Below are 24,751 nucleotides of genomic sequence, written 5' to 3'. Positions count from 1 at the left end.
CATCTCCGGGCAGTAAAGTGCACACAAAAACCGTCACTTTTGTCTATATGCTGCCCGGCTCCCTCCTTTTGACGACAAAGGAGGGAAAATAATCTAATGAAATAAAATTATAATTTTTTAATATTAACCTGAGAATATTATGATTAATTTCACAAAATCTCTGTAACAACAAAATAAACAATCGTCCCAATATAGTTGCCAATCACATATCCTACCGTTCCAATAACCATGATAGGACCAACTAAGCCTATCCAACCTCGGCTAATCGCTAATGCTGCGGCAGTTGTTGGGCCGCCAATATTTGCATTACATGCAAGTATAATTTCCTCAAGGTTAAATTTGAATAACTTACCAAAACCAAGAGTTAATAATAAGTTAATCATTACTATAATGAATACAAATAAAAACAACAAAGGCGCATTGCTAATAATAAGCCCTATTGAAGCAGGAATACCTATTACAACAAAAAATATATAAATTGCGTAAGTTCCCAACTCCTGACTGCCATTTAAATTATTAAAAGTTTTTTTGAATATCGAAACTATAGTAAAAGTTACGGTTGTTAAGATAAGATATTTATCTGATATCAAGCTAAAAAGCAATTCCTGATAAATATTCCCAGTCTGTCGTGAAATCGTTTTTATCCAAGCCGAGAATTGAAATGAAATTGCTACAATAAAAATCGCCCATGCTAAAGATAACGCAATATCCTTTAGAGAGATATTTTTAGGTTGCCAATAAGATGCAGCAAGATATTTTGATTTATCTAAACTAGAATCATTCACCATAGTGTTAGAATAAGGACTCCCCCAAAACCTTCTTGCAAATGACCAACCCGCTAATGTTATTAATATTATGCAAAAACAGACCATCATCAGATTATCAGCAACGATCGTGGATGCAGTCATATCTTGAGTGGGCTTCAATTTGGCAACCATTGCCGCGAAATTCACTCCCCCACCAGTATATGACGCCGCAATCATAGAGCTTATTTTATCCAGCTCCGGTATATAATTTTTTAAGATTTTAAAAGCCAAGACTGCACCCACCATCGTCGCTATAGAAGAGAGCAAGAATAGTATAAGTAGTCTCCAACTTTCTTTAATAATACTATGTAAATTAATTTTAAATAATAATAAAGGTATCGCCAACGGAACGATATATTGCCAAACTGCATCGTATACTACTGATTGAGTAGGAATTATTTTTAAATTGGATGCTAAGAGGGCAATAATTAACGCTATCACCGCACCAGGTACTTTCGATGCCCACCTATATCTTTGTTCCATTACAATCGCTAACGTAGCTGCAATCATTATAAAAGCCCAAAGGGCTAAGATATTATCGGGATTAATTAACGCTTTATTCATTATTTCTTCCTCATATGTTCCAAGTTAATATTATAGAATTCACCTTCTCTATTTAAAATAACCTCACCACAGATTGATTTATTATAAAAAAACAGAACCAGATTACCATAACCATAATACCACCATTCAGGCGAAAAATGAGTAAAACCAGCTAGATCGGTTCATTATATAATAAAGCAATCAACGCTATAAGGTAGTTGGCATATCTTTACCAGACTTACGTGTTAAAGTAACCGTATAAAATAAGCTACTCATTTTATTAAACCATCATAAATAACACTTTATTTAACGCAATAATTAATTTTTCAATAATACTTTTTTCATCAGATATAGTTTAATAAAACTGTTTATTCTAAAAGTAAAAATTTGATTATTGCTTGAGTTTATATATTATTAAAATAATATCTAAAGGTTCATAGCAATCATTTATTAAAACCCTATAAATAACTCTCTAATCAAGATATTTTTTCAATAGAAATAGCAAGCAATATATTTACCCCTCATTATTCAAATAAATACTTTAAAGTTTTATCCTTCATTTTATTTAATATAACAAATAATATTATTAACAAACATCAATTAAACCAATCTATTATTGACCATTAGTTTTTAGATATTAAAATACCTTTTAAATACGATAAATAATTCAAAAAAACAGCCAAAATAAATAAATTCAAAATAGTATTCTTATAACAATGACGGCTAAAGCTAAGTATATGGAATAACAACAGTAAGATAATATTGATTTGTCTACGTCTTATCTGGATAAACAGGGTGACACCGCCTAAAATGGAAGACGTGTCGATTCTTAACAATATTCTGGAGGATGAATACAGAAAGTTGTCACTAAAATGTATTCATACAAAACACTATGACCCAAGATCATAAACTACAAGTCGAAGCTATTAGATGCGGTACGGTGATTGACCATATCCCGGCTCAGGTCGGCTTCAAACTACTCTTTCTGTTTAAGCTAACTGAAACCGATCAACGTATTACCATCGGCCTGAACTTGCCTTCCAATCGACTAGGTAAAAAAGATATCATCAAAATCGAAAATACATTCCTGACAGAACAGCAAGCTAACCAACTCGCTATGTATGCGCCAAATGCAACGGTGAACTGTATTGAAAACTACGAAGTTGTGAAGAAACTTCCCATTAACTTACCTGAACGTATCGATAGCGTATTAGTCTGCCCTAATAGCAACTGCATCAGCCACAATGAGCCAGTAGAAAGCAGTTTTCGAGTAAAAGTAACAGCGGAAGATGTGGTGCTGACCTGCAAATACTGCGAGAAAGAGTTCGACCGCAGTGTGGTGATACGCAACGATTAGACGATTTAATGTCAGTTGCTGAGGTAGCAGCGGACACTATAATAGTACCTTCAATGAAATATTCACTTAGTTATCACATTAACAGGAGAACCTATGTCATACGAGATTAATACTAATAAAGCCCCTGCCGCAATTGGTCCCTATGTTCAGGGTGTTGATCTTGGCAATATGGTCATCACTTCCGGCCAGATCCCAGTCAATCCAGAAACCGGTGATGTCGCAGAAGATATCGCCGCTCAAGCTCGTCAATCACTGGAAAATGTTAAAGCTATCGTTGAGAAAGCAGGTCTCACTGTAGGTGATATTGTTAAAACAACTGTCTTCGTTAAAGACCTAAATGACTTCAGTACCGTTAACGCAACTTATGAAGCATTCTTCAAAGAACACAATGCATCTTTCCCGGCGCGTTCTTGTGTTGAAGTAGCTCGTTTGCCAAAAGACGTTAAAATCGAAATCGAAGCTATCGCGATCCGTAAATAATCCCCGTCCTGTTTTCTACCTCCCCTTGGTTAGTGACTAGCCAAGGGGTTACACTTCTCACTGAACCTCAAATATTAAGTCTCCATTCTTTGTTTCAGATAAAATAGAAGACCGTGTAATTTTTGATTTACAGGACAAACGTATCAAACAACAAGGATTATCTTTATCTATCGCGGCCAGCCAATTTTCTTACCAAATCCAAGCGTATTATCAGTCATCTTTATTTCACTTAGATTCAGTTGCCAGATAGGTGTTTTAGCAGTAGTTGCCACAGGAAAGCGGCGGCAATAATGTGCTCTGGCAGCTTTATCTTTTTCACCCTCAAGACGAATGACTTCCCCTTTGAATTGAATACCTTTTATCTGTGCAATATTTCGAATCTGCCCGGAGATAGTACCTGCAACCTGCGGGTTTACCTGCATCATTTCACCGTGGCGAGTATGAAGTTCAGTCATAAACCAGAAAGCAATCTCATCGGCATTGAAAACATAGAAACAATTTGCACACCAAATATCATCATCGGTTGCTGTACAAAGCGTTAGGACATGCTGTCTTACGAGGTATCTGTAGATAATCTGAAAGTTTTCAGTGGCGCTCACACTCTCTCCAATAGCAGGACTGTATCTGCCTGGAAGCCTAGAACCACGCCGGGATAAACATCATCCTACGGCGTGTTCTGACATCTCCTGACAGGGCCAGGGTTCAGTATGCTCTACTATAAATTAGTTATAGATTTCAGCAACACCTGATAATTGATTCTTACCGCCAGCAGAGATAATGCGGAAAGAAGATGCCCCTGCTTTGTCAGCTTTTTTGGACAACTCGGCACTGAGGGTTTCCAAAGTATCAACCCCCGTGACGGAAACTACACCGGCTTTAGGGGAAGAAGAAGTTTGAACTTCTTTTGCCGCCATACTACCAAAAGAGATAGCACTTAAAGCTAAAGCAACAGCAATATATTTTACATTTTTCATACTATGATCCTTGATCAATTTTTAGTGGAATGAGTTACTCTCTGTGATGTGGATCATAGTATGCTCTAAAGGCCGGAATAAAAATTAGCAATTATTGCTATTCTATTTCAATTTTTTTGAATAAATAACACAGCGTACAGCGAATTGATACGTAACAGGTTTTATAAAACTGTTATATTATAATAACTTAAACTAAATTATTCAGAAAAATGATATAGAAAAACGTTCGAGTAAAACATAGATATCAAAAATAGAAAATTCAGAAAAAAATTATATGGCTGAAAATCAATGGGTTCTTTACTTACTGAAAACAAAATCAGGGATACTTTACACCGGGATAACAACAAATATTCATCGCCGTTTCGCACAACATGAAAACGGGAAAGGAGCAAAATCATTGAGAGGGAAAGGACCGTTACAGCTCGTTTTCAGTAGTTATGCCGGAGACCGCTCCAGTGCCTCTCGGCTGGAATATCAGGTAAAACAATTAAGTAAACAGCAAAAAGAAAGGCTGGTTATTTGCCAGCCCATCTGTATAGCAGAATATTTAGCATCGATTAGAAACGGCCAAAAATAGGGGAATAAGTAACCAACCCCTGATGGTCAGCCAAAAAACTATCAGCTAATTCATAGACCTGAAAATAAGCTTCACACGCTGGCCATTGGCAATACAGCCGGTGCTCACTCGCAAACGTAAAACCAAACCGGCGATAATAGTGTGGATCACCTAAAACAACGACGACACCGTAACCAAATTCATTCAGGCTATCCAAACCTTCATACACCAGCTTTTCACCAATTCCCTGCCGACGATATTCTTCAGCAACCGCTAACGGCGCCAGACCAACCCATTGGTGATTTTCACCATTAATATCCACCGGACTAAAAGCCACGTAACCGATTACCTGGCCTTCGTCATCTGTGGCTACCACGCCTAACGTCAATAATCCCTCTTCCCGCAATTGTTGGACCAATTCCGCTTCCGCCGGGGTATCAAAAGATTTCCGTAATAACTGGTCTATTCCTGCCGCATCTACCGGAATTTCTACCCTGATCAACATGATAATCGCGCAAGATCGTGCTGATCCGCGCCCTCCGTCAAACCCGCTTTTACACACTCAGCCAATTGCAATAAACCGACAGTAGTAAACCAGCACAGAGTAAGATTGTGGATTTTTCCTAACACAGCTCAGACTCCTTACTTAATAAAGTAACGTAGCTATTTAGCCAAAATAGGCACTTCCCGATCCTACATCAAGAATCCAACATAGACCTAACTGTAAATATTACCTTTTAATTATTGTGGCAATATCTGACTATAAACTGCGCTAAATCAAAAGATCTCATCACTCATTCAATTATAATAACTAATCATTTATTGTTTTATTCCGGTATTTTATATGGAGTAACTTTGTCCTATGAAAAATTTATTTGCGTGACAAGTTATACAGATAACGAAGCGGGTATTCATTTATATTTGTCTGAAATTGATATCGGAGCCCGTTATTCCTCAATCTGACGGCAAAATAAAAATATCATATAAACATACAGTTATAGAAAAATTTGTAAACATAAGTTGCATGCTAAAATTAAAATTTACACATACTGATTATAGCCGATGGCAAACTTTTGGCTTAATGTATGACTCCAGTCTATACGTATTTTTGAAGTTATTTAGAGAGATAGTGTTAAAAAGCACGCATAGGCTTTATTAAGATTCTCTTCTGGATTGATTGTCCTTGAGCTGAATTTTCACGAACGTATATAGTTTAGTCTTTATACAATAAATAGGAATGATGTATGGAAGGCCAAGATATTTATTCAAAATTCATCGGTAAGAGGATAAAGCTATGGATGGATGAGCGTTTCCCGCTACAAAATGCGCCGCTTTTCTTTATCTTTTATATCATCAGCTATTCCGTAGCTTTTTATTCAATAGGGGAAAAACCGGTTTTATCATGGGAAATCCTGCTCGGTTGCCTGATGTCCTTCTCCTATTTTTTACTATTACGGATATTCGATGAGCATAAGGATTATCAACTGGATTGTGAACATCATCCACAGCGGATTTTACAACGCGGAATTATTACGCTGAAAAATCTACGGGTACTTGGCATCGGCTGTATCGCATTACAATTGGGTGGAAGTCTATTTTTAGATCGGGGAATTGGTTCCGTTACTTTTGCCTGGCTATTGGTCTTTATCTGGACCTGCCTTATGGGTAAAGAGTTTTTTATCGGTGAATGGCTAAACCAACACCTTACTTGGTATGCCATTTCCCATATGCTGGTAATGCCACTTATTATCTGGTGGTTGGGCAATATCGCCAGCCCTAACCTCACATTCACTGTCCCAATATGGATCTTAATGGGATTGTGCTTTTTCTCTGGATTCAGTTTTGAAATTACACGGAAGTGTAAAGGCCCAGATGAAGAGCGCCTGGAAATACCGACCTACTCATCTATTTTCGGCAGAAAAGGGGCCGTCGCTATTATCGCGGTATTACTCACCATAATGTTGATATTACAGATTTGGCTAATCCATATCACCACTGATGGTATAGCGTTATGGGCGTTAATTACCTTGGTTGTTTGTTATGCATTGTGTCTATGGCAATTAAGTAAATTCCTCCGTAACCCCACTATCCAAAATCGCAAACGCGATGAAGCTGTCGTGGGAATATTTATGGTGCTGGGCTACTCGGTTTGCACTGCCAGCATCCTAATAAAGCTTGGGTTTGCTTAGGTATTAAAGGAAATATAATTATGTTGCAAAAGAATATCCAATCATATGTAAGTGATGCATCAGATGATACCACTGATCACATAGAAAACTGTGCGCGAGGTTCTATTCTAGAATTGTCACGTGACATATTCAGCATCAAAAAACACCAAGGAGCATCTGCCGTCCGTACAGAAGCAGCTAAAGTGAAATTATTGCCCCGCCGCCACCTCTACACCTACACCGAGGAGGCGCGACAAAAACGTCTGGATTATTTGGCAAAACATACCGGGCATAGATTGGAATACGTGGCAAATACCCATCTGGATGCGACCAAACTGACAAAAACCATTGAGGGGTTTATTGGTTCAATAGAAATCCCTGTGGGGATCGCCGGCCCTCTCTTAATAAAGGGACAATACGCTCAAGGAGTATATTATGCTCCATTTGCCACCACAGAAGGCGCTTTAATTGCTTCGGCATCCCGTGGTTCTTCCGCCATTACGCAATCAGGGGGAACGACCACGCGCGTACTCGGTCAACGTATGATACGAGCCCCTCGTTTTGAATTTCATAGCGTCTCGCATAGCATTATGTTCAGTGATTGGATCAAAGAACATATCAGCGAATTACGGTATGAAATAGGACGCCATTCCAAACACGCGCAATTGTTGGAAATAAATCCACATATCATCGGTCGCAGCGTCCATTTGCAATTTATCTACAATACCGCCGCCGCGGCAGGTCAAAACATGACCACCATCTGCACTTGGTATGCATGTCAGTGGATCCAACAACAGTTAGCCAAAATGGCGTTTATACCGCTACGTCACTTTATGATCGATGGTAATACATCTAGTGATAAAAAGGTGTCTTATCAACCTTTCATCGAAGGACGGGGAACTCGCGTAGTGGCTGAGGTTTATTTAGATGCTGAATCCTGCCAGCAAATCTTGCGAGTCACGCCACAACAACTTGTCACGGCTTATCATCATGTCTGCGAAGGCGCTATCGCCTCAGGAATGATCGGCATGAATATTAATGCCGCAAATGTGATTGCCGGGATGTTTACCGCTCTAGGGCAAGACATCGCCTGTGTACATGAATCGTCAGTCGCCCACCTGCACATGACATTAACTGCCGATAACCGCGTCTATTGCAGCATTACACTGCCTTCTCTGATCATCGGTACAATCGGTGGCGGAACTTATTTACCACACCAACGTGAATGTCTGAACATGTTGGGCTGCACCGATGAAAACGGCACCGCCCGCCTGGCGGAGATCATCGCCAGCTACTGTCTGGCCCTTGATATTTCAACACTGTCAGCCATCGCTGCGGATGAGTTCGCTCAATCGCATGAAAAACTTGGCCGCTATCGCCCTGCTGCCACTAGCAATATCACTGCACACACCCCACAGGAACTTGATCTCTCCTTCTTCCAGCAAGCAGATTTTAACCCTGTGTTACAAGGCGCCCATTTGACCACGATTAAACCTAAATTTTCTGGCGGTGATGGGCACAGCATGTTGACACATCTGAGTGCAAATTACGCGGAACGTTTAATTGGATTATTTCCTTTTTCCATGACGACATCCGCACAGAACAATTTACCCGTGATGCTGAAACTGAAACCGCTGGGAACAGAAATCGTCAAGATGGTACTGGATATCGCTAAACACTGTTCTCCCGAGTTGTTTGCCGTTTTCCAAGATTTTGAACATCAGCTTGAATTTAACCAAAGCCATAGCCGTGAGCTGGCTATTATGAATCAGCAAGATCCACGGTTAATGCGCTATATTCCAACTATCTATGGTGTGATTGAAAACGAAGCAACCGGAACTTATGCCCTGATTGAAGAATTGCTCCACGATATGGTGTTAATGAACAACATTAACCTGGAAACACCTTGGGAGCAGCGCCACCTTGAAACCGCTATCCGAGGAGTAGCCGATATTCATTCTATCTGGTTAGGGCGAGAAGAAGAGCTCACATGGAAGTTCCCACAACTGCAAATTGCGAATGCCGATACGGTTTCACAGATGAAGCCCCTGTGGCAAAAACTAGGCGATTTTGTCCACCGAACATTCCCTGAGTTGTTCACCACCGAAGAACAGGAAGATTTCCAGTACTGGGTAGACAATGCCGCCATCTGGTGGAAGGAAATCGAACAGATGCCAAGGACATTGATCCACGGTGATTTCAACCCGCGCAATATTGCCTTCCGGCAACAGGAAACCGGGTTACGTTTATGCGCTTGGGATTGGGAATTGTCTACTGTGCATCTACCACAACGCGACTTGGCGGAACTTCTGGCCTTTAGTTTAGACCAACAAAGCGATGCGGATAAGGTGGCCTATTATATTGAACTACATCGGGTTGAACTTGAGCGAAAATCGGGGCTTTCTCTTGATCCAATAAATTGGCGTCGTGGCTATGAGTTAGCGCTGCGTGATTTATGGATGAGAAGAATTCCGCTTTATATGATGGCCCACAATGTTGTTGGCTATCCATTTATGGAGCGCACCATGAAAACTCTCCGCTGGCTTATTTCATTAACACGGAATTAATAATCAACCGAACATACTATTTAATTTTACTCTTCCTCTAAAATAAGGGTGCGGCAATAGCTTGTAATACATTCATATCTTATTGATCTATTCACGCCAACAATATTACGTGCAAATAAGACCATGATGTAAGCAAAGTATACTATTGCTGCATTGGTGGAATAAATATGAAATATCTCTACTCTCAAGATAACGCTATTGAATTGTCGGAACACTCCTTAGGCGGCAAAGCGGCTAATTTATTATGGCTTACACAAAACGGTTTTCCTGTACCTGATTATTGGGTCATCAGTAGCGAAGTACTCAATAGCCTACTCATCAAAGATACATTTGCAAACAACATCATAGAACAGTTGGCTGCCGTACCACGTGATATCAGCCAGGAAAAACTCGACACTATTGCTGCGCCATTGCGTCAGTGGATACAGTCGATTCCACTGCCTACTGAATTAGAAGAAGAATTGGCTCTCTTATCAGGGAATCACCCAGATACATTTTTCGCTGTTCGCTCATCAGCCATTGGCGAGGACGCCGCCAATGCCTCTTTCGCCGGGCAGATGGACAGCTACCTATTTCAACGAGGTAAATCAGCGCTGATCAATAGCTTACGTGCTGTGATGGCCTCAGCTTTTAACACGCGTGCATTACAATATCGCCTACACAAACAGCTACCGATGGGCAATATAAGTAGTGCTGTCATCATTCAAAACATGGTTGCCGGTGAGGTTTCTGGTGTCATGTTTACTGCCCACCCAGTGACAGGCAGCAGGCAACATTGCCTCATCTCATCCGCCTGGGGCACCGGAGAAGGTGTGGTTTCCGGCGAATGCGATACCGACGAATTCTCAGTTCACCTCACTACACCCGAGATTGAGCGCCATATCGCACAAAAAGAGACAGCAACTGTTTTCGATACCACCAATGGCAGCGGTACGATAACAATACCCGTCGCGGAAGAAAAACAGTGGAAGCCGACCTTACTCGATAATGAAATCTATGCATTACGAAATATTGGCAAAAAAATCGCGGCAGAACGGGGATGCCCACAAGATGTCGAATGGACGATTCAAAACCATAAAATCTTCACTCTACAGACCCGGCCAATAACCCGCTTGCCACGTCAGGATGATAAAAGCGAGCGCCATATTATCTTCGATAATTCCAATATTCAGGAATCTTATTGCGGCATAACAACACCACTGACCTTCTCTTTTGCTCGTGCAGGTTATGCCACCGTTTATGAACAGACAATACGTGCCTTAGGTTGCTCGGATAAACAGGTTAACCAGCATCGTTCCATGTTGGAAAATATGCTCGGTCTGATTAAAGGCAGGATCTATTACAACATCAACAATTGGTATAAGGGGCTATTATTACTCCCCTCTTTCCAAACCAATAAAAAAGATATGGAAAGAATGATGGGACTAGAAGACCCAGTTGACTTTGTTGAAGATAAAGCACTTTCACTGGGCGATAAAATAAAGAAACTGCCCAAAATGGGATGGGCACTCTTGCGCCTGTTATATGCCTTTAGGACTATGGATCAACGGGTAGAACTATTTTTAGAGCAGTTCAAATGGCATGACGCCGCGATAAAACAAGCAGAACCGCATACTTGTAACAGCGGCCAACTCATTGAGAAACTGAAATATCTGGATGAACATCTGCTACGACGCTGGACAACGCCGATCCTGAACGATTTCTATGTGATGATGTTTAATGGCCGGGTAAATCGGGAGCTAATTGCTGCCGGTATTGAGAATTCATCTGCGTTATTAGGTGATCTTCTCTCTGGGGATGAAGATATTGAAAGCACCCAACCGACCAAAGTGCTGTTAAAGATGTGCCAATATGCACGCCAGCTCCCTGAGTTGTGCAACCTATTGACCCGCGGTGATGCTCGTACCCTGCTGACCCAAGTACGCAAACTCGATGAATCATTCCATCAGCAGTGCATCGATTATATTAAAAAATATGGCGATCGCACGATGGGGGAATTGAAGCTAGAAACCATCACGCTAAAACAAGATCCCAGTTTTCTATTTCTGATACTAAAAAATTACCTTGCTATCGATACTCTCACGCCAGAGACGCTATCTAGCCGGGAAAGAAAGTTGCGTACTCAGGCCGAAAATACGGCATTTCAGCACATACACGAGCGACTTGGCTCCAGACGTATGAACGCCTTCAAAAAGAATTTGCTGAAATTGCGTCAAGCGATACGCCACCGGGAAAATATGCGCTTCACCCGGACCCGTATGTTTGGGCTATACCGGGATATTTTCATACAACTTGGTCAAGCCTATGCACTAGAAGGTATCCTCGCTGAACCCCGCGATATTTTTTATCTCACGTTAGAGGAGATCTACAGCGGCTACGAAGGAACAGCAATACAAACCCAACTTAAGCCTTTAGTTGCTATACGCAAGCAAGAATATGCCAGCTACGAAACCGAGGATGAACCCGCTCATCACCTTTTCATTAGAGGCTCGCTGTATCAACAACAAGATTACAGCTACCCCTATCAGGAAAAGCAGTCCCCAACTGATAGCAGCGTGCTACAAGGCATAGGTTGTTACCCAGGGCAGGTTGAAACAACCATCCGATTAATTAAAAACCCACAAGATGAAATGTCGCTGGCAGGTCAGATCCTCTGTACTGTGCGTACTGATCCGGGTTGGGCGCCGTTATTCCCTACCGCCGGTGGGTTACTCATCGAACGAGGTTCTACTCTCTCACATTCCGCCGTTGTCGCCCGTGAACTGGGTATCCCCGCAATTGTCGGTATTCCCGCCGTCACACAAATTTTGAAAGATGGCGATCGAGTACGCATGGATGGCGCAACTGGAAGTGTTGTCCGCTTAACAGAAGAACAGACATCAAGGAGTGAACATGTCTAATATATTCATGGGAGAATGGTCTCCGGCCAATCCACTGCCAGAAGGTTTTCTTGACCTTCCACCCATTATTTATCGCGATTGGCCGCTCTGGCCGGGCGAAGATCGGGAAAAAGTGCAACAGCAATTCAGCCCGCATAATTCCTGGTTTAATCACAGTAAAGCTTGGATTGGCTGTATTCCGGGAAAAGCCCGTCTTGTCGGTTTTTTAGTACCTCATAGCGTTGATGGTCAACCTGCCGCATTTTTCGGCTTTTGGGAAACCGATAATGACATAGCAAGCAACACTATGCTGTTTAGCGCCCTAGAACAATGGGCCAAGGAAAATGGTGCGCGTAATCTCTACGGACCCATTAATTTTTCAACCTTCGGCCATTACCGCGTTCGACTTGATCATTTTGAGGTTCCTCCCTTTGACCATGAGCCTTATAACCCTCCTTACTATCCTCTTTTGTTAAAAGAGTTAGGGTTTGATATCCGTTATCGCTATACCTCGCTATTCGACGATACTCAGGCAATAGCAGGCAACTTTCAGCAAGCTCATCAACGTGCGCAGAAACTTCCTGATGTTCAAGCGACATTATTGCCGTTAACATCAGAATTATGGATGCAAGAGCAAGTTAAACTTTATTCTTTTATCGACTCGGTGTTTGGCGAGAACTTCGCTTATACCACCCCGTCTTGGCCCACATTTCAGCAGCATTGCGGTGAGGAGTTTATTAAACCTTTTTGCCGTTACCCCGCGTCATTTCTGGCTAAAACTCCTAGTGGCGAAATTGCTGGGTTAATTCTTAGCCTGTCAGTTCTACAAAAAGGTCGGCCCGCTATCGGGTTGTTAAAAACCGTGGCAGTCGCACCACAATACCGGGGCAGTCGGCTGTACAACACGCTGTACCACTCATTTGAACAGAGTGCCAGACGTATTCACCCTCGTCTGGGAGGCGCTCTGATGCGTGAAGATAATACATCGCTCAAGACCGCAGGACGGCTTTTCAATACACCGTCGGCCACCAAGCATCAATATGCGCTTTATTACAGGAGGATCGCATGACAAATATTTGTCAACCAATTGTCCATGCAGCCCAAGAACATCCTGAGCATTTAGCCCTGCAAATGCCACATTCATTGGATCACAGTAGCGGCTTAAGCTTTCAAGCGTTTTTTTCTCATGCCTCCCATTTCCAGCGTCTATTAACTCAAGCCGGGTTCGTCGCTGGCGATCGCTTATTAGTGATTATTCAACCAGGCTTAGTCCTTTATCCGTTGCTTATCGCTATTCTGGGTTTAGGGCTCGTTCCAGTTATGCTTGAACGCGGGCTTTCCAGAAAGCAACTGAGAGAGATACTGCGCCGCAGTAAATTATCAGCAGTGATCACCCAACCTACGTTAGGAAAATTCTGGTTTTTGATCCCTGAACTGTGGCGACTGCGACGTTTTGTCATCGGACAACGTATCTGGGGCATGAAAGCGTTGGAAACACCCAATCAACATTTACCTTTAGATAGCTTTATCTGCCGAGATTTACCGTCGGATACAACTGGGTTAATTACCTTTACCTCAGGCTCCACCGGCATACCCAAAGGCGCAAACCGCACTCATGACAGCCTGCTAGCACAACTTTACGCCATAACAGCACTTTTTCCTGAGGGAAAAAGTGAGATTGACCTACACAGTTTCCCCGTTATGGTGCTGCACTCATTGTGTTGCGGCAACAGCAGTATTCTGCCTGATTTTGACTTTGCCCATCCCGCAACCGTCGATCCGCAGAAGATCGCCAAGCAAGTACAAAACAAAGGTATTACATGCCTCAGCGGCGCTCCCGCCTATATGAGCAAAGTCACTGGTTACGCTAAGGGCAAAGGGTTGTCATTCCCCAACGTGCGAACAATCATCGTAGGTGGTGCGCCTGCCAACAAGGCTCTGCTTGAAAACTGCCTGATCGTTTTTCCACATGCTCGGCATTTAGTGGTCTATGGTTCCACCGAGGTTGAACCGATCAGTACCGTCGAAATGACGACTCAATTAAACCACTGGACAACTCATGATGGTTATCTGGTCGGAAAACCGGTGACACAAGCAGAAATATGTATTCGGGAAATAACTGCCAACCCCCAACAAATTATCCCACTGGCCGCCGGTAATATCGGTGAAATCTTGGTTGCCGGGCCTCATGTGCTCAAAGACTATATTGATAATCCTCAAGCAACGAAAGAAAACAAACTCCCACGTAAACAGGGGGGTATTTGGCACTGTACCGGCGACGTTGGTTATCTGGACACCACAGGACAGCTCTGGCTACTTGGACGGGTAAAAGACAAAGTGGTGTTAGATGATGGTCGTATCATTCATCCCTACATACTGGAAAAAAGGATCAATGAACTACCAGAGGTTACTCAAAGCGCGTTTGTACTACATCCTTTAGGCGGAGCCGCTCTGATACTGGAAAGCGCCACTCTACCGACAGGTTTACCCGCTATTTTAGACCAGTTGGCGCTCACGCTAGTTACCCGTGTTTATTATGTGAATTCTATTCCGGTCGATATTCGTCATAACAGCAAAATAAACCGCATTGCGCTGACAAATATGCTCAGAAAAGGCCAATTGTCCTCCGTTCCACACAAGGAAAAATAAGGAAAAGTTATGAATAATAATCATTTTATTATCCAATTAAACAGAGCAGACTATATTACTATTGGTGGGGCGGTGTTTAGCGCTCTTGCCGTGGCAGCCGCATTACAACATTGGTATTACTTAGCCATTGCGTTTTTATATCTTGCCATGCTTGGTGACGCACTCGATGGCATACTAGCCCGAAATTTAAATATTGTTCGCCCGTTTGGTCGTTATCTTGATGGATTTATGGATCAACTTATTTACTTGATCTCTCCAGCTATTATTCTCTACCTTTCTGGTTATCAATCTTGGTATTCCCTGTTTATTATCTTAATGATCATTAGCGGTTGCCTGCGATTATCTGTATTTAATGAAGTCGGGAATATTAAGAATGAAAACCAACTCTCTTATCTTGGTATGCCCGTATTCTGGAGCTTATTTATTATCAGTGGTTACGCTTTGGTAAGCTTAGTCGTCGAGCCGTGGTTAAGCCATCTCTTACTGACATTAGCGCTCCTTACATTCAGTATCGCTATGTTATGGGATCGCCCGTTTTATAAATTCAAGAGTCTCAATACTATTATCAGTACAACACTTGCAGGGTTTGTTTTATTTACCGGTCTTCACTTCTGGAGTCTTTATGCTCAATAGTTTTTATCACGGATGGATTTTAATGTTCCCCGTCATCCTTGGTGGTTGTTTACATATGGTGATTGTGACGAAAAACTATTTTGCCCGCTGGGCTATTCCAATACATCAACGTTATTTCGGTCGCAACAAGACCTGGCGCGGTTTTATTGCTGTACCCATTATTACCGCGCTATTTTCGCTATTGTGGTTAGCTCTCAGCACCGGAAAACAGGACACTGTTATTCCGCAAACTATTTCCTCCTGCTTATTTGCCGGTTTTCTGGCGGGTTTCGGCTATGTTCTTTTCGAATTACCAAACTCTTGGCTAAAAAGGAGACTCGGCGCACCTCCGGGAAAACACCCGGAACAAAATAAGCGATTGTTTATTTTATTCGATCAACTTGATTCAGCTATTGGCGTCACAATAGCCTATTTTATTTATCTCCATCTTACTTATGTCGATGCATTTTTTGTTTTCTTCTGTTTTTTAATCAGCGCTTTTGTCGTTAAGAATATACTGTTTTTGCTTTCGCTGAAAAAAACGAGATTTTAAGCGAGGAAATCAGATAGAAATATTGCAGGAAAATGGCTTCCTTTAACGGAAGCCTCTTAGAACAAGCAGATCTTAAGTATCACCACCAACGGAACACACATTCTGTAGTATTACTTCGCAGTTAAAGATAACTCAACACCACATGCAGCAGCATAACGTTTAAGTGTGTGCCAACTAGCTTTCGTTACATTCTTCTCAATACGGGTAACCGCAGACGGATTAATTCCCATCCGTTTAGCTATATCTATTTTCTTTAGACCCGCCTTTTCCCGCCACTCAGTGAGTTGTTCCAGCAGCTCATATTCTTCTGTAGCCTCAACATAAGCTTGTATAGCTTCCGGTGTATTAAGAAGACGCTTTCTCACTTCTGAATGTGAGATAGGAGTTACTTTAGCCATATGTCATATCCTCCAATCGTTTTTCCATCTCATATCGGTGAAATTGACCGTTCTTGACAGCACACCGAAACTATCATTGGTTCTGTTATATGGTTCTGAAAAGACAATACATAGAGAGATATCTAATGGTAAGTACTAATCATTAATGTGATTACCATAACTTTATCTATCCAACTGAATTACATAAATAAAAAATCATAATGAGTATAAAAATAGAACATATATACACCTCTCTATCTGGTCATTTTTCTATCGCATTAGAATAAATCACGAATTAGGAAACATAAATCATCACTTAAACACCCTACGCAAATAATAGGTTATTTTCCTGAATTCACCATTACGCACCATACTTATCAAAATTCCTAACAGAGTATAAACCCCACCAAGAACCAGCATCATGACAATATCTCCCAATACATTCTGTATTGGCAATCCCATCTGGTTAACACCAGCAATCGCTTTTGTTGCCCAAGTCGATGGTAAAGCAGAAGAGATTATTCTCACCCAATCAGGCATTGCCTGTACCGGCCAGACTGTGCCGGAAATATAGAACACAGGCGTGGTAAGCAAAGCGATCGTTAAATAGATCATTTCCACACTGCGCATACATTCTGTCACCAATTTCCCTAATCCGAGTACCGCCAACATAAACAGGAACGTCAGCATTAATAGCAAAGGAATAGACGCCTCCTGCCGGTATCCCAACACCCACGGCCAAAGCACAAAAAAGATGATGGAGAGAAAAAGCCAAATCGGTAATAACGCCGACAACGCTCCCAAATAAACAGGCAACGGTGGTTTACCTTTCGGTGTACCCCGTATCGTAATACTGACCCGCACACAAGATATTAATAACGAGTGTTGTAATAACATCACCAACAAACCGGGAAAAACAATTGCGGCAAAACTAACACCAGGATTAAATAGCCCAACAGTTTCACTACGAATCGGCATCAGTAATAATTCTGTCTGTTCAGGGCTAAAACCATATTTCAATAATAATTTGCTGTTATATTCGTTTAGCAATTGCCGGTGAGCAAAGGTCAACTCTTGCTGAATTTGCCCATTGACAAGGCGACTTGTTGCATCGCCATAAATCGGCAAGGTGATATTTTTTCCATTAAGAATATTTTTCTCCAGATCCGCCGGAATAATAATAATCGCAAAAATTTCACGTAGTAGTAGATCATGACGGGCATCAGCTAAATTGTCATAGCTATGGACAGCAATTTTAGCCGTAGAATTAAGCTGGCGTATTAACGCGCGACTAGCAGAACTGTGATCCTGATCGATCACAGCAACCGGTAGATCCCATACTGTTGGCCGAACATATACCAAACTCATCATACACAAGGAAACCAGCATCAACATCCACATGGGCTTTTCCAACATTCCCATTAATACCCGGCGAAAAGTTTGCCAATACATCTGCATTATTCATCACCCTGTGGCAAACCAAGTCGTTTAAATAATCGGTTTCGTACTAACAGAAAGCAAACGACCGGATAAATAAGTAATAAAGCACAAACAGATAAAATACCCAGCAAAGAAACCTCTCGCAGAAAAATATCAAACATCGCATTTAGCGCGTGCGTCAAAGGCTCAATATTGGCAATTATTCGCGCTGGCAATATCATTGATAATTCTGGCACTGACATACCTGAAAAAGTCGTCGCAATACTGACTAACACCCCGATTAAACTGTAAGCCGTCAGTACGCTATTAGTGAAAGAAAACAGCAATAGGCCAATACTTTGAGCGGCAATGACGTAGAAAAAACCCACTATCACCATATATATTGGGTTACCATTCACTTTTGCATCAAATACACCAATCAGAGCGGCTAATTCAACAATCAATAACAGAGTAAAAAATAGAGTATAAGGCGCCAATTTTCCCAACAGGGCGAAAGTAAATGGTTTCATTATCATCAACGTCTTACTGCGTGCCATGCTATAAATCGTGCAAGTTACAACAAAAAGCTGTAACAAATGGATTGTAGCCGCAAACTGCTGATAATAGATGTAACTACCGCTGGCATTAAAAAGGCTGTCATAAACAAGCGTAACATTAGCTAATGGCGGTAACTGATGGCCCATTTCTGTCGCCAATATGGAACGATATTTCGCATTAATTTCTGCCATTAATCCACTGAGATCTTGAATAGAATAACTTCCGGCACCATAAAACAACGCGTTGTAATACATACGCACTGTTGGCTGGTATCCTCTGAGTGCATTAGCTTCAAAATCGTGCGGGATATAAAGTAAAGAGTAATCCTTAGCACTGCCAAGCCTCTCAAGAGATTCCTGTAATCCGCCATCATAAGATTTAATCTGCGCATGAGAAGCCCCATCCAGATTACGTATTAGATGACGTGATAGCGGGCTTTGATCATTATCAACCACTGATACTGGTAGATTGAGCAACGTCCCTTCTGAGAAATTAGCACTGATCAGCACAAATAACATCAAAGGAAATAACCAGCTTAACCAGTGAAAAACCGGACTACGAATTACCGCCCGGATTTCTTGGCTAAAAGCGCGTTCGAAACCACGCCATGCAACCTTGCTTCGCATCAGTCACCTACTTATCCCAACGCCACAAGGCACTCATACCAGGACGTAAACCTTCAATAGGCTGTAAGGGATACAAGCGCACTTCAAAGGTTCTTAAATCGAAATCACCGGTGGCGCGAGTTGCACGTTTAGTCGCGTAATCACCCATCGGAGAGATATAACGAACTTCAGCCTCAATCTCTTTATCACCTAGCGCAGGAATACGAAGTTTGACTTTATCTCCTTTGTGCACCTTTGCCAGAATGTCTTCCCGCAAGTTATAAATAAAATAAGCTTCTGGTACACGGATTAATGTCACTAAGGGGCTATTAGCACTAAATAATTCCCCAATTTCTGCCGGAATCGGCCCCACTTCCCCTGCGACAGGTGCTTTGACTTGCAAATCATCACTCTGAGTTCGCAACTCAATCAGTTGTTGTTCAGCCTGACGTAAAGCTGCTGCGTATTTCTGGCGCAATTCAATCCTGTCACCATGCCTGCCTTCATCCAATGCCGCTTTTGCGCTCCGCATTTTCTGATAAGCAACATCCCTACTTCTGTGAGCATTATCTAGATCGTTTCGTGAAACATAACCTTTAGATGCTACATTCTGAATACGATCATATTCACGTACCGCATTATCATATTCGGCCTGAGCTTGTGCCAAACCCGCTTCCAAATTCCGAAGACTTTCTTCACGTGTTCCATGAAGAGATTGCTCCAACTGAGCTTTAGCTTGATCACGGGCAGCTTCCAGTGAAGCAACCTGAGCCAGTAATTCCGGGCTTTCAAGTGTAATCAGCAACTGCCCTGCTTTAACATCATCTCCCCGTTCAACATGGCGCTCGATCACCCGGCCTTTGGCTTTAGACGCCACAATCACTTCCGGTGCATCAACTTCACCTTGCAACAATAAATATTGGTTATGAGAACGAAATAACACAGCCATTGCTGTGAGCAAAATAACCAGTAAGATCGTAAAAAGTGTTCTCTTTTTCATGATGTCTTACACACCCAACATTGCTCAATCTGAAACTAAATAGCATCTTCACATTATTCTATAGAAAACTTCTTATATATTTGTGCGTATAGTCACTGACAGAAACGAAGACGCTTCATAATAGTGTAGGGGTTTATGATTGTTGTCAAATATTAACCTACTTAAACTCAACTTTTAATAATATTATTAGCTGGTTCTGTAAACTAATAACATCCATAAATCTTCCCGGAAAATCTATGTACGAATTTAATCTTGTGTTGTTATTACTACAACAAATGTGTGTTTATTTGGTGATCGCCTGGCTACTAAGTAAAACACCACTATTTATTCCACTGTTACAAGTCACCGTGCGTTTGTCTCATAAACTGCTGTGTTATTTTACTTTTTCCATTTTCTGTATCATGGGAACCTATTTTGGTCTGCATGTAGGTGATTCCATTGCTAATACCCGTGCTATTGGCGCGGTCCTTGGCGGGCTTCTGGGCGGACCAGGTGTCGGCGCTCTGGTGGGATTAACCGGTGGACTACACCGCTATTCCCTTGGTGGGATGACCGCGTTCAGTTGCATGATATCGACCATTATTGAAGGTTTAATCGGTGGCATTATTCACAGCTATCTGACGAAACGTGGTCAGATAAACCGACTGATTAATCCCTGGACAGCCGCTGTCGTCACATTTTGTGCTGAAATAATACAGATGGGCGTTTTACTACTGCTCGCTCGTCCATACAGTGAAGCATTAGCTTTGGTCAAAAATATCGCCATCCCCATGATCATCACCAATAGTATCGGCTCAGCAATGTTTATACGTATCCTACTTGACCGGCGCGCGATATTTGAAAAATACACTAGCGCATTTTCTGCTCAAGCCCTGAAAATCGCTGTCTATACGGAAGGTATTCTGCGAAAAGGATTTAATGAAAATAACAGTATGAAGGTAGCAAAAGTTATCTATCAGCAACTGGAAATAGGCGCGGTGGCTATTACAGATAGAGAAAAACTTCTGGCGTTTATCGGTATCGGTTCAGATCATCACCTCCCTGGAACACCTATTGCTTCAGAACAATCCCGTCGAGCAATTGAAAATAATGAAGTGGTTTATGCCGATGGCAATGAAATACCTTACCGTTGTTCAATCAATCCAACCTGCAAACTCGGTTCCACTCTGGTCATCCCGCTACAGGGAGAAAATCAGCAAGTTATCGGCGCAATCAAACTTTATGAAGCTAAAAATCGTCTGTTCAGCTCAATCAACCGCCCCCTAGGGGAAGGTATTGCCAGTTTGTTATCCGCCCAAATCCTCGCAGGACAATATGAACGTAACAAACAATCACTACTTCAATCAGAAATTAAGCTGCTTCATGCGCAAGTGAATCCTCACTTTTTATTTAATGCCCTAAATACTCTGCAAGCCGTGATCCGACGGGACAGTTATCAAGCGGGTCAATTAGTACAATATCTCTCAACTTTTTTCCGTAAAAACTTGAAACGGTCAGAAGAGATTGTCACGCTGTCTGATGAAATAGAGCATGTGAATGCTTACTTACAAATTGAGAAAGCGCGTTTCCGTGATCATCTGCAAATAAGCATTGAACTGCCGGAATCTCTGCTTCACGCTAAATTACCCGCTTTTTCTCTCCAGCCAATAGTAGAAAATGCGATCAAACATGGCACATCACAGTTATTAGAAACCGGTAAGGTTACTATTCGTGCTCATCAGCAAAATCAATTGTTGATATTGGAAGTAGAAGATAATGCTGGTCTTTATAAGTCGGTCTCTATGGGGGATGGACTAGGAATGAGTCTGGTAGATAAACGGCTACGACTTCGCTATGGTGAAAATTATGGTGTGCAAATAGATTGCCAGCCAGAAAAATTTACTCGCGTAATTTTACACTTGCCACTCATTAAAGAGGCTAATAAAACTGTGTGAATATGAATATATTAATTGTTGATGACGAACCGCTTGCACGAGAAAACCTACGTTGTTTGCTAGAAGAAGAACATGATATTCAAATTATTGGCGAATGCGCCAATGCCGTTGAAGCCATTGGCGCCATATATCACCTAAAACCCGATGTTGTATTTTTGGATATCCAAATGCCACGTATCACCGGATTAGAAATGGTTGGTATGCTCGATCCAGAACATCGTCCCTATATTGTTTTTCTGACCGCATTTGATGAATATGCAATACAAGCGTTTGAAGAGCACGCATTTGACTATTTATTAAAACCTCTGGAAAAAAACCGTCTAACTAAAACTTTACAACGATTACGGCAAGGGCATCAGAAACAGGATATTTCCATCCTTAAAGTAGAAGAGCCGCTGAAATATATCCCATGCACCGGCCACAGCCGAATCTGGCTTGTGCAACTGGATGAAATCCTTTATATCACCTCCCGTCCAAGCGGAGTATATGTTATGTGTACCAACGGGCAGGAAGGATTTACTGAACTGACACTTCGCACATTAGAAACCCGCACACCATTGATGAGAAATCATCGTCAATATTTGGTCAATATGACCCATCTGCGCGAAATCTTATTTGGTGATCACGGGCAGGCCGAACTGATTCTACGCAATGGTAAAACTATTCCCGTCAGCCGCCGTTATTTGAAGCCATTGAAAGAAGCACTAGGATTGAAATAATCGTGACATTTATCACATTTTCAGCAGGTTAGTCAGTTCTTACTCACCGCTCACCTGCTGAATCTAGCCACTTAATCTGCCATATAACCACTCACTCAGACACTCCCTTATAGTTTCCTTTGCCTGTGACAAGATACGAGTAAAAATTTATAACTCTCAGGAGAAGAGAAATGCAACACGCTCTCACATTTGTCATTGCAACGTTGTGTATTCTGGTTATCTGCTACCGCTTGTACGGCGTATTCTTCGTTAAGAAGGTACTGAAAGCAGATGACAGCGAGGTTACACCTTCCCATCTACTGGAAGACGGCAAAGATTATGTACCCACGAAAAAATGGGTCAATTTTGGTAGCCACTTCGCCGCAATCGCAGCCGCAGGACCGCTGGTTGGCCCTGTGTTAGCAGCCCAATACGGTTATCTGCCAAGTATGTTATGGCTGTTAATCGGCTGTGTTATCGGCGGTGCCGTGCATGATACGGTTGTTTTATTCGCTTCAATGAAACATAGCGGTAAATCTCTGTCAGAAGTTGCCAAAACAGAACTTGGCCCAATTGCTGGTTGGTGCACCGGCCTTGCAATGCTGTTCATCATTACGATTACTATGGCAGGTCTATCCCTAGTGGTCGTTCATGCGCTAGAGCGTAACCCTTGGGGAACATTTGCAGTATTTATGACCATTCCGGTCGCAATTGGTGTCGGTCTGTGGGAGCGCTTCACTGGTAACATGCGTGGAGCAACTTGGGTAGGTATTATCACCATCATGGCTTGTGTGATTGTCGGCCCTTACATTCAAGCATCCGCCTTCGGTGAATGGCTGAGTCTACGTACATCAACTGTTAGTTTGGCACTGCCAATCTATGCGTTTTTTGCAACCGCTCTGCCAGTATGGATGCTACTGACTCCCCGCGGTTATCTTTCCAGTTTTATGAAAATCGGTGTATTCGGCGCGTTAGTTGTGGGAGTCATCTTTATTAACCCAGAGATCCAATTCCCGGCAGTCACTGAATTTATTCATGGCAATGGCCCTGTACTGGCGGGTCCGGTGTGGCCGTTTATCTCCATCACCATTGCATGTGGCGCTATTTCTGGTTTTCATGCATTTATCGGCTCTGGCACAACACCAAAACAGATCGATAAGTGGAGTGATATTCTGCCAGTTGGTTTCGGTGCAATGCTGGCAGAATGTGTCGTTGGCGTCATGGCGCTGATCGCCGCCACTTCCCTATATCCTGCTGACTATTTCGCGATTAACTCCTCCCCGGAGGTCTTTGCCACACTAGGTATGGATGTTATCCATCTGCCACAACTGAGTCAGGAAATTGGTCTGGATCTGTATGGCCGTACCGGAGGGGCAGTCACATTGGCGGTTGGTATGGCAGATATCTTCACCCGCATCCCTTGGTTCAACCAGTTAACATCCTACTTCTTCCAGTTCGTCGTCATGTTCGAAGCCGTATTTATTCTGACAGCAGTTGATTCCGGTACACGCGTTGCCCGTTACCTACTGCAAGATTTCCTGGGCGATATTTGGGCGCCCCTGAAACGTATTAACTGGTTACCAGGTTCCATTGGGTGCAGTATCGTTGCCTGTTTACTGTGGGGTTATCTGCTGAATTCCGGCGATATCAATTCAGTCTGGGCACTATTCGGAGTATCCAATCAACTGATGGCCTCCATCGGCCTGATGATTGGTGCGACAATTATCCTGCGTCTGTCTGAAAAACGCTGGTATATACTGACTTGCCTGATACCACTGGCTTACCTGTATGTTACTGTGAACTACGCTGCTTACTGGATGGTGAAGAATGTTTACTTCAACTCCTCAGCAAAAGGTTTCAACATCTTCAACGGAACGATCTCCATTGTGATGGTTATCCTCGGCGTTGTGATTACGGTCTCTTCCATTATGCAATGGCTGAAACTGTGGCGCTCCCGCAGTGCAGGTAATTCAGTTGAGGTACTGACTCACTGATCTCTTTCTCACATCAAAAGCT

At 42.3% G+C, this 24,751-nt stretch carries 22 protein-coding genes; 13 read left to right on the top strand and 9 right to left on the bottom strand.

All coding sequences use genetic code 11. The features are described 5' to 3' along the window. Positions 1-149: 149 nt before the first annotated feature. On the bottom strand, positions 150-1,370 hold the full coding sequence (locus Phpb_RS21920) for a DUF819 family protein (RefSeq protein ID WP_065392210.1): 1,221 nt from the start codon (positions 1,368-1,370) through the stop codon (positions 150-152). Between the two features lie 871 nt (positions 1,371-2,241). On the opposite strand from Phpb_RS21920, the gene pyrI reads away from it, so the two are divergent. Both pyrI and ridA read left to right on the top strand, forming a co-directional pair. After that, on the top strand, positions 2,242-2,706 hold the full coding sequence (gene pyrI / locus Phpb_RS21915; RefSeq protein ID WP_065392209.1) for an aspartate carbamoyltransferase regulatory subunit: 465 nt from the start codon (positions 2,242-2,244) through the stop codon (positions 2,704-2,706). Positions 2,707-2,799: 93 nt separating this feature from the next. Then, a complete protein-coding gene (gene ridA, locus Phpb_RS21910) occupies positions 2,800-3,186 on the top strand; it encodes a 2-iminobutanoate/2-iminopropanoate deaminase (RefSeq protein ID WP_065392208.1) in 387 nt (128 codons plus the stop codon). A gap of 167 nt (positions 3,187-3,353) precedes the next feature. Here ridA and Phpb_RS21905 read toward each other — a convergent pair whose 3' ends face one another. After that, on the bottom strand, positions 3,354-3,785 hold the full coding sequence (locus tag Phpb_RS21905; protein WP_065392207.1) for a YhbP family protein: 432 nt from the start codon (positions 3,783-3,785) through the stop codon (positions 3,354-3,356). A gap of 123 nt (positions 3,786-3,908) precedes the next feature. Beyond that, on the bottom strand, positions 3,909-4,160 hold the full coding sequence (gene bhsA, locus Phpb_RS21900; RefSeq protein ID WP_065392206.1) for a multiple stress resistance protein BhsA: 252 nt from the start codon (positions 4,158-4,160) through the stop codon (positions 3,909-3,911). Positions 4,161-4,434: 274 nt separating this feature from the next. Between bhsA and Phpb_RS21895 the strand changes: the two genes are divergently transcribed. Further along, positions 4,435-4,737, top strand: a complete 303-nt coding sequence (locus tag Phpb_RS21895; protein ID WP_065392205.1) for a GIY-YIG nuclease family protein — start codon at positions 4,435-4,437, stop codon at positions 4,735-4,737. On the opposite strand, the gene Phpb_RS21890 is transcribed toward Phpb_RS21895, so the two are convergent. Together Phpb_RS21890 and Phpb_RS27325 are read right to left on the bottom strand one after the other, a co-directional pair. Further along, entirely contained in the window at positions 4,718-5,221 is a 504-nt protein-coding gene (locus tag Phpb_RS21890; RefSeq protein ID WP_065392204.1) for a GNAT family N-acetyltransferase, read from the bottom strand. The genes Phpb_RS21895 and Phpb_RS21890 overlap by 20 nt on opposite strands. Next, positions 5,215-5,346 carry a hypothetical protein gene (locus tag Phpb_RS27325; protein WP_276204288.1) on the bottom strand — a complete coding sequence of 44 codons (132 nt, stop codon included), beginning with the start codon at positions 5,344-5,346 and terminating at the stop codon, positions 5,215-5,217. The genes Phpb_RS21890 and Phpb_RS27325 overlap by 7 nt, the downstream gene beginning before the upstream one ends. 614 nt (positions 5,347-5,960) lie before the next feature. Here Phpb_RS27325 and Phpb_RS21885 point away from each other — a divergent pair. The 7 genes from Phpb_RS21885 (at position 5,961) to Phpb_RS21855 (ending at position 16,144) form a co-directional block, all read left to right on the top strand. After that, positions 5,961-6,905, top strand: coding sequence for a prenyltransferase (locus tag Phpb_RS21885; protein WP_065392203.1), 945 nt, complete (start codon positions 5,961-5,963; stop codon positions 6,903-6,905). A gap of 20 nt (positions 6,906-6,925) precedes the next feature. Further along, positions 6,926-9,451 carry a phosphotransferase gene (locus Phpb_RS21880; RefSeq protein WP_065392202.1) on the top strand — a complete coding sequence of 842 codons (2,526 nt, stop codon included), beginning with the start codon at positions 6,926-6,928 and terminating at the stop codon, positions 9,449-9,451. Positions 9,452-9,618: 167 nt separating this feature from the next. Further along, positions 9,619-12,351, top strand: a complete 2,733-nt coding sequence (locus Phpb_RS21875; RefSeq protein ID WP_240492652.1) for a phosphoenolpyruvate synthase — start codon at positions 9,619-9,621, stop codon at positions 12,349-12,351. Then, positions 12,344-13,399, top strand: coding sequence for a hypothetical protein (locus tag Phpb_RS21870; protein WP_065392201.1), 1,056 nt, complete (start codon positions 12,344-12,346; stop codon positions 13,397-13,399). Before Phpb_RS21875 ends, Phpb_RS21870 begins: the two co-directional genes overlap by 8 nt. Next, complete coding sequence (locus tag Phpb_RS21865) at positions 13,396-14,979, top strand: fatty acid CoA ligase family protein (RefSeq protein WP_065392200.1); 1,584 nt, start codon at positions 13,396-13,398, stop codon at positions 14,977-14,979. Before Phpb_RS21870 ends, Phpb_RS21865 begins: the two co-directional genes overlap by 4 nt. A gap of 9 nt (positions 14,980-14,988) precedes the next feature. Next, positions 14,989-15,612, top strand: a complete 624-nt coding sequence (locus Phpb_RS21860; protein ID WP_065392199.1) for a CDP-alcohol phosphatidyltransferase family protein — start codon at positions 14,989-14,991, stop codon at positions 15,610-15,612. Further along, complete coding sequence (locus Phpb_RS21855) at positions 15,602-16,144, top strand: CDP-archaeol synthase (RefSeq protein ID WP_065392198.1); 543 nt, start codon at positions 15,602-15,604, stop codon at positions 16,142-16,144. Before Phpb_RS21860 ends, Phpb_RS21855 begins: the two co-directional genes overlap by 11 nt. A gap of 110 nt (positions 16,145-16,254) precedes the next feature. On the opposite strand, the gene Phpb_RS21850 is transcribed toward Phpb_RS21855, so the two are convergent. From Phpb_RS21850 to Phpb_RS21835, 4 genes are all read right to left on the bottom strand, one after another. Beyond that, on the bottom strand, positions 16,255-16,542 hold the full coding sequence (locus Phpb_RS21850) for a helix-turn-helix domain-containing protein (RefSeq protein WP_011148593.1): 288 nt from the start codon (positions 16,540-16,542) through the stop codon (positions 16,255-16,257). Between the two features lie 291 nt (positions 16,543-16,833). After that, positions 16,834-17,979, bottom strand: coding sequence for an ABC transporter permease (locus Phpb_RS21845; protein WP_065392197.1), 1,146 nt, complete (start codon positions 17,977-17,979; stop codon positions 16,834-16,836). Beyond that, complete coding sequence (locus tag Phpb_RS21840; protein WP_065392196.1) at positions 17,979-19,124, bottom strand: ABC transporter permease; 1,146 nt, start codon at positions 19,122-19,124, stop codon at positions 17,979-17,981. Before Phpb_RS21840 ends, Phpb_RS21845 begins: the two co-directional genes overlap by 1 nt. A gap of 7 nt (positions 19,125-19,131) precedes the next feature. Beyond that, positions 19,132-20,103: an HlyD family secretion protein gene (locus Phpb_RS21835; protein WP_065392195.1), complete on the bottom strand. Its 972-nt coding sequence runs from the start codon at positions 20,101-20,103 to the stop codon at positions 19,132-19,134. A gap of 236 nt (positions 20,104-20,339) precedes the next feature. Here Phpb_RS21835 and Phpb_RS21830 point away from each other — a divergent pair, with 236 nt between their 5' ends. The 3 genes from Phpb_RS21830 (at position 20,340) to Phpb_RS21820 (ending at position 24,729) form a co-directional block, all read left to right on the top strand. Then, a complete protein-coding gene (locus Phpb_RS21830; protein ID WP_065392194.1) occupies positions 20,340-22,037 on the top strand; it encodes a sensor histidine kinase in 1,698 nt (565 codons plus the stop codon). Between the two features lie 2 nt (positions 22,038-22,039). Then, positions 22,040-22,756, top strand: coding sequence for a two-component system response regulator BtsR (btsR, locus tag Phpb_RS21825; protein ID WP_065392193.1), 717 nt, complete (start codon positions 22,040-22,042; stop codon positions 22,754-22,756). A gap of 170 nt (positions 22,757-22,926) precedes the next feature. Beyond that, positions 22,927-24,729, top strand: coding sequence for a carbon starvation CstA family protein (locus Phpb_RS21820; protein ID WP_065392192.1), 1,803 nt, complete (start codon positions 22,927-22,929; stop codon positions 24,727-24,729). Positions 24,730-24,751: the final 22 nt, after the last annotated feature.

The sequence above is a fragment of the Photorhabdus namnaonensis genome, assembly GCF_001684335.1.
GTDB classification, from domain to species: Bacteria; Pseudomonadota; Gammaproteobacteria; order Enterobacterales; family Enterobacteriaceae; genus Photorhabdus; species Photorhabdus namnaonensis.
Note: the sequence above shows the minus strand (reverse complement) of the source record. Positions and strands in the feature narration are given on the sequence as shown.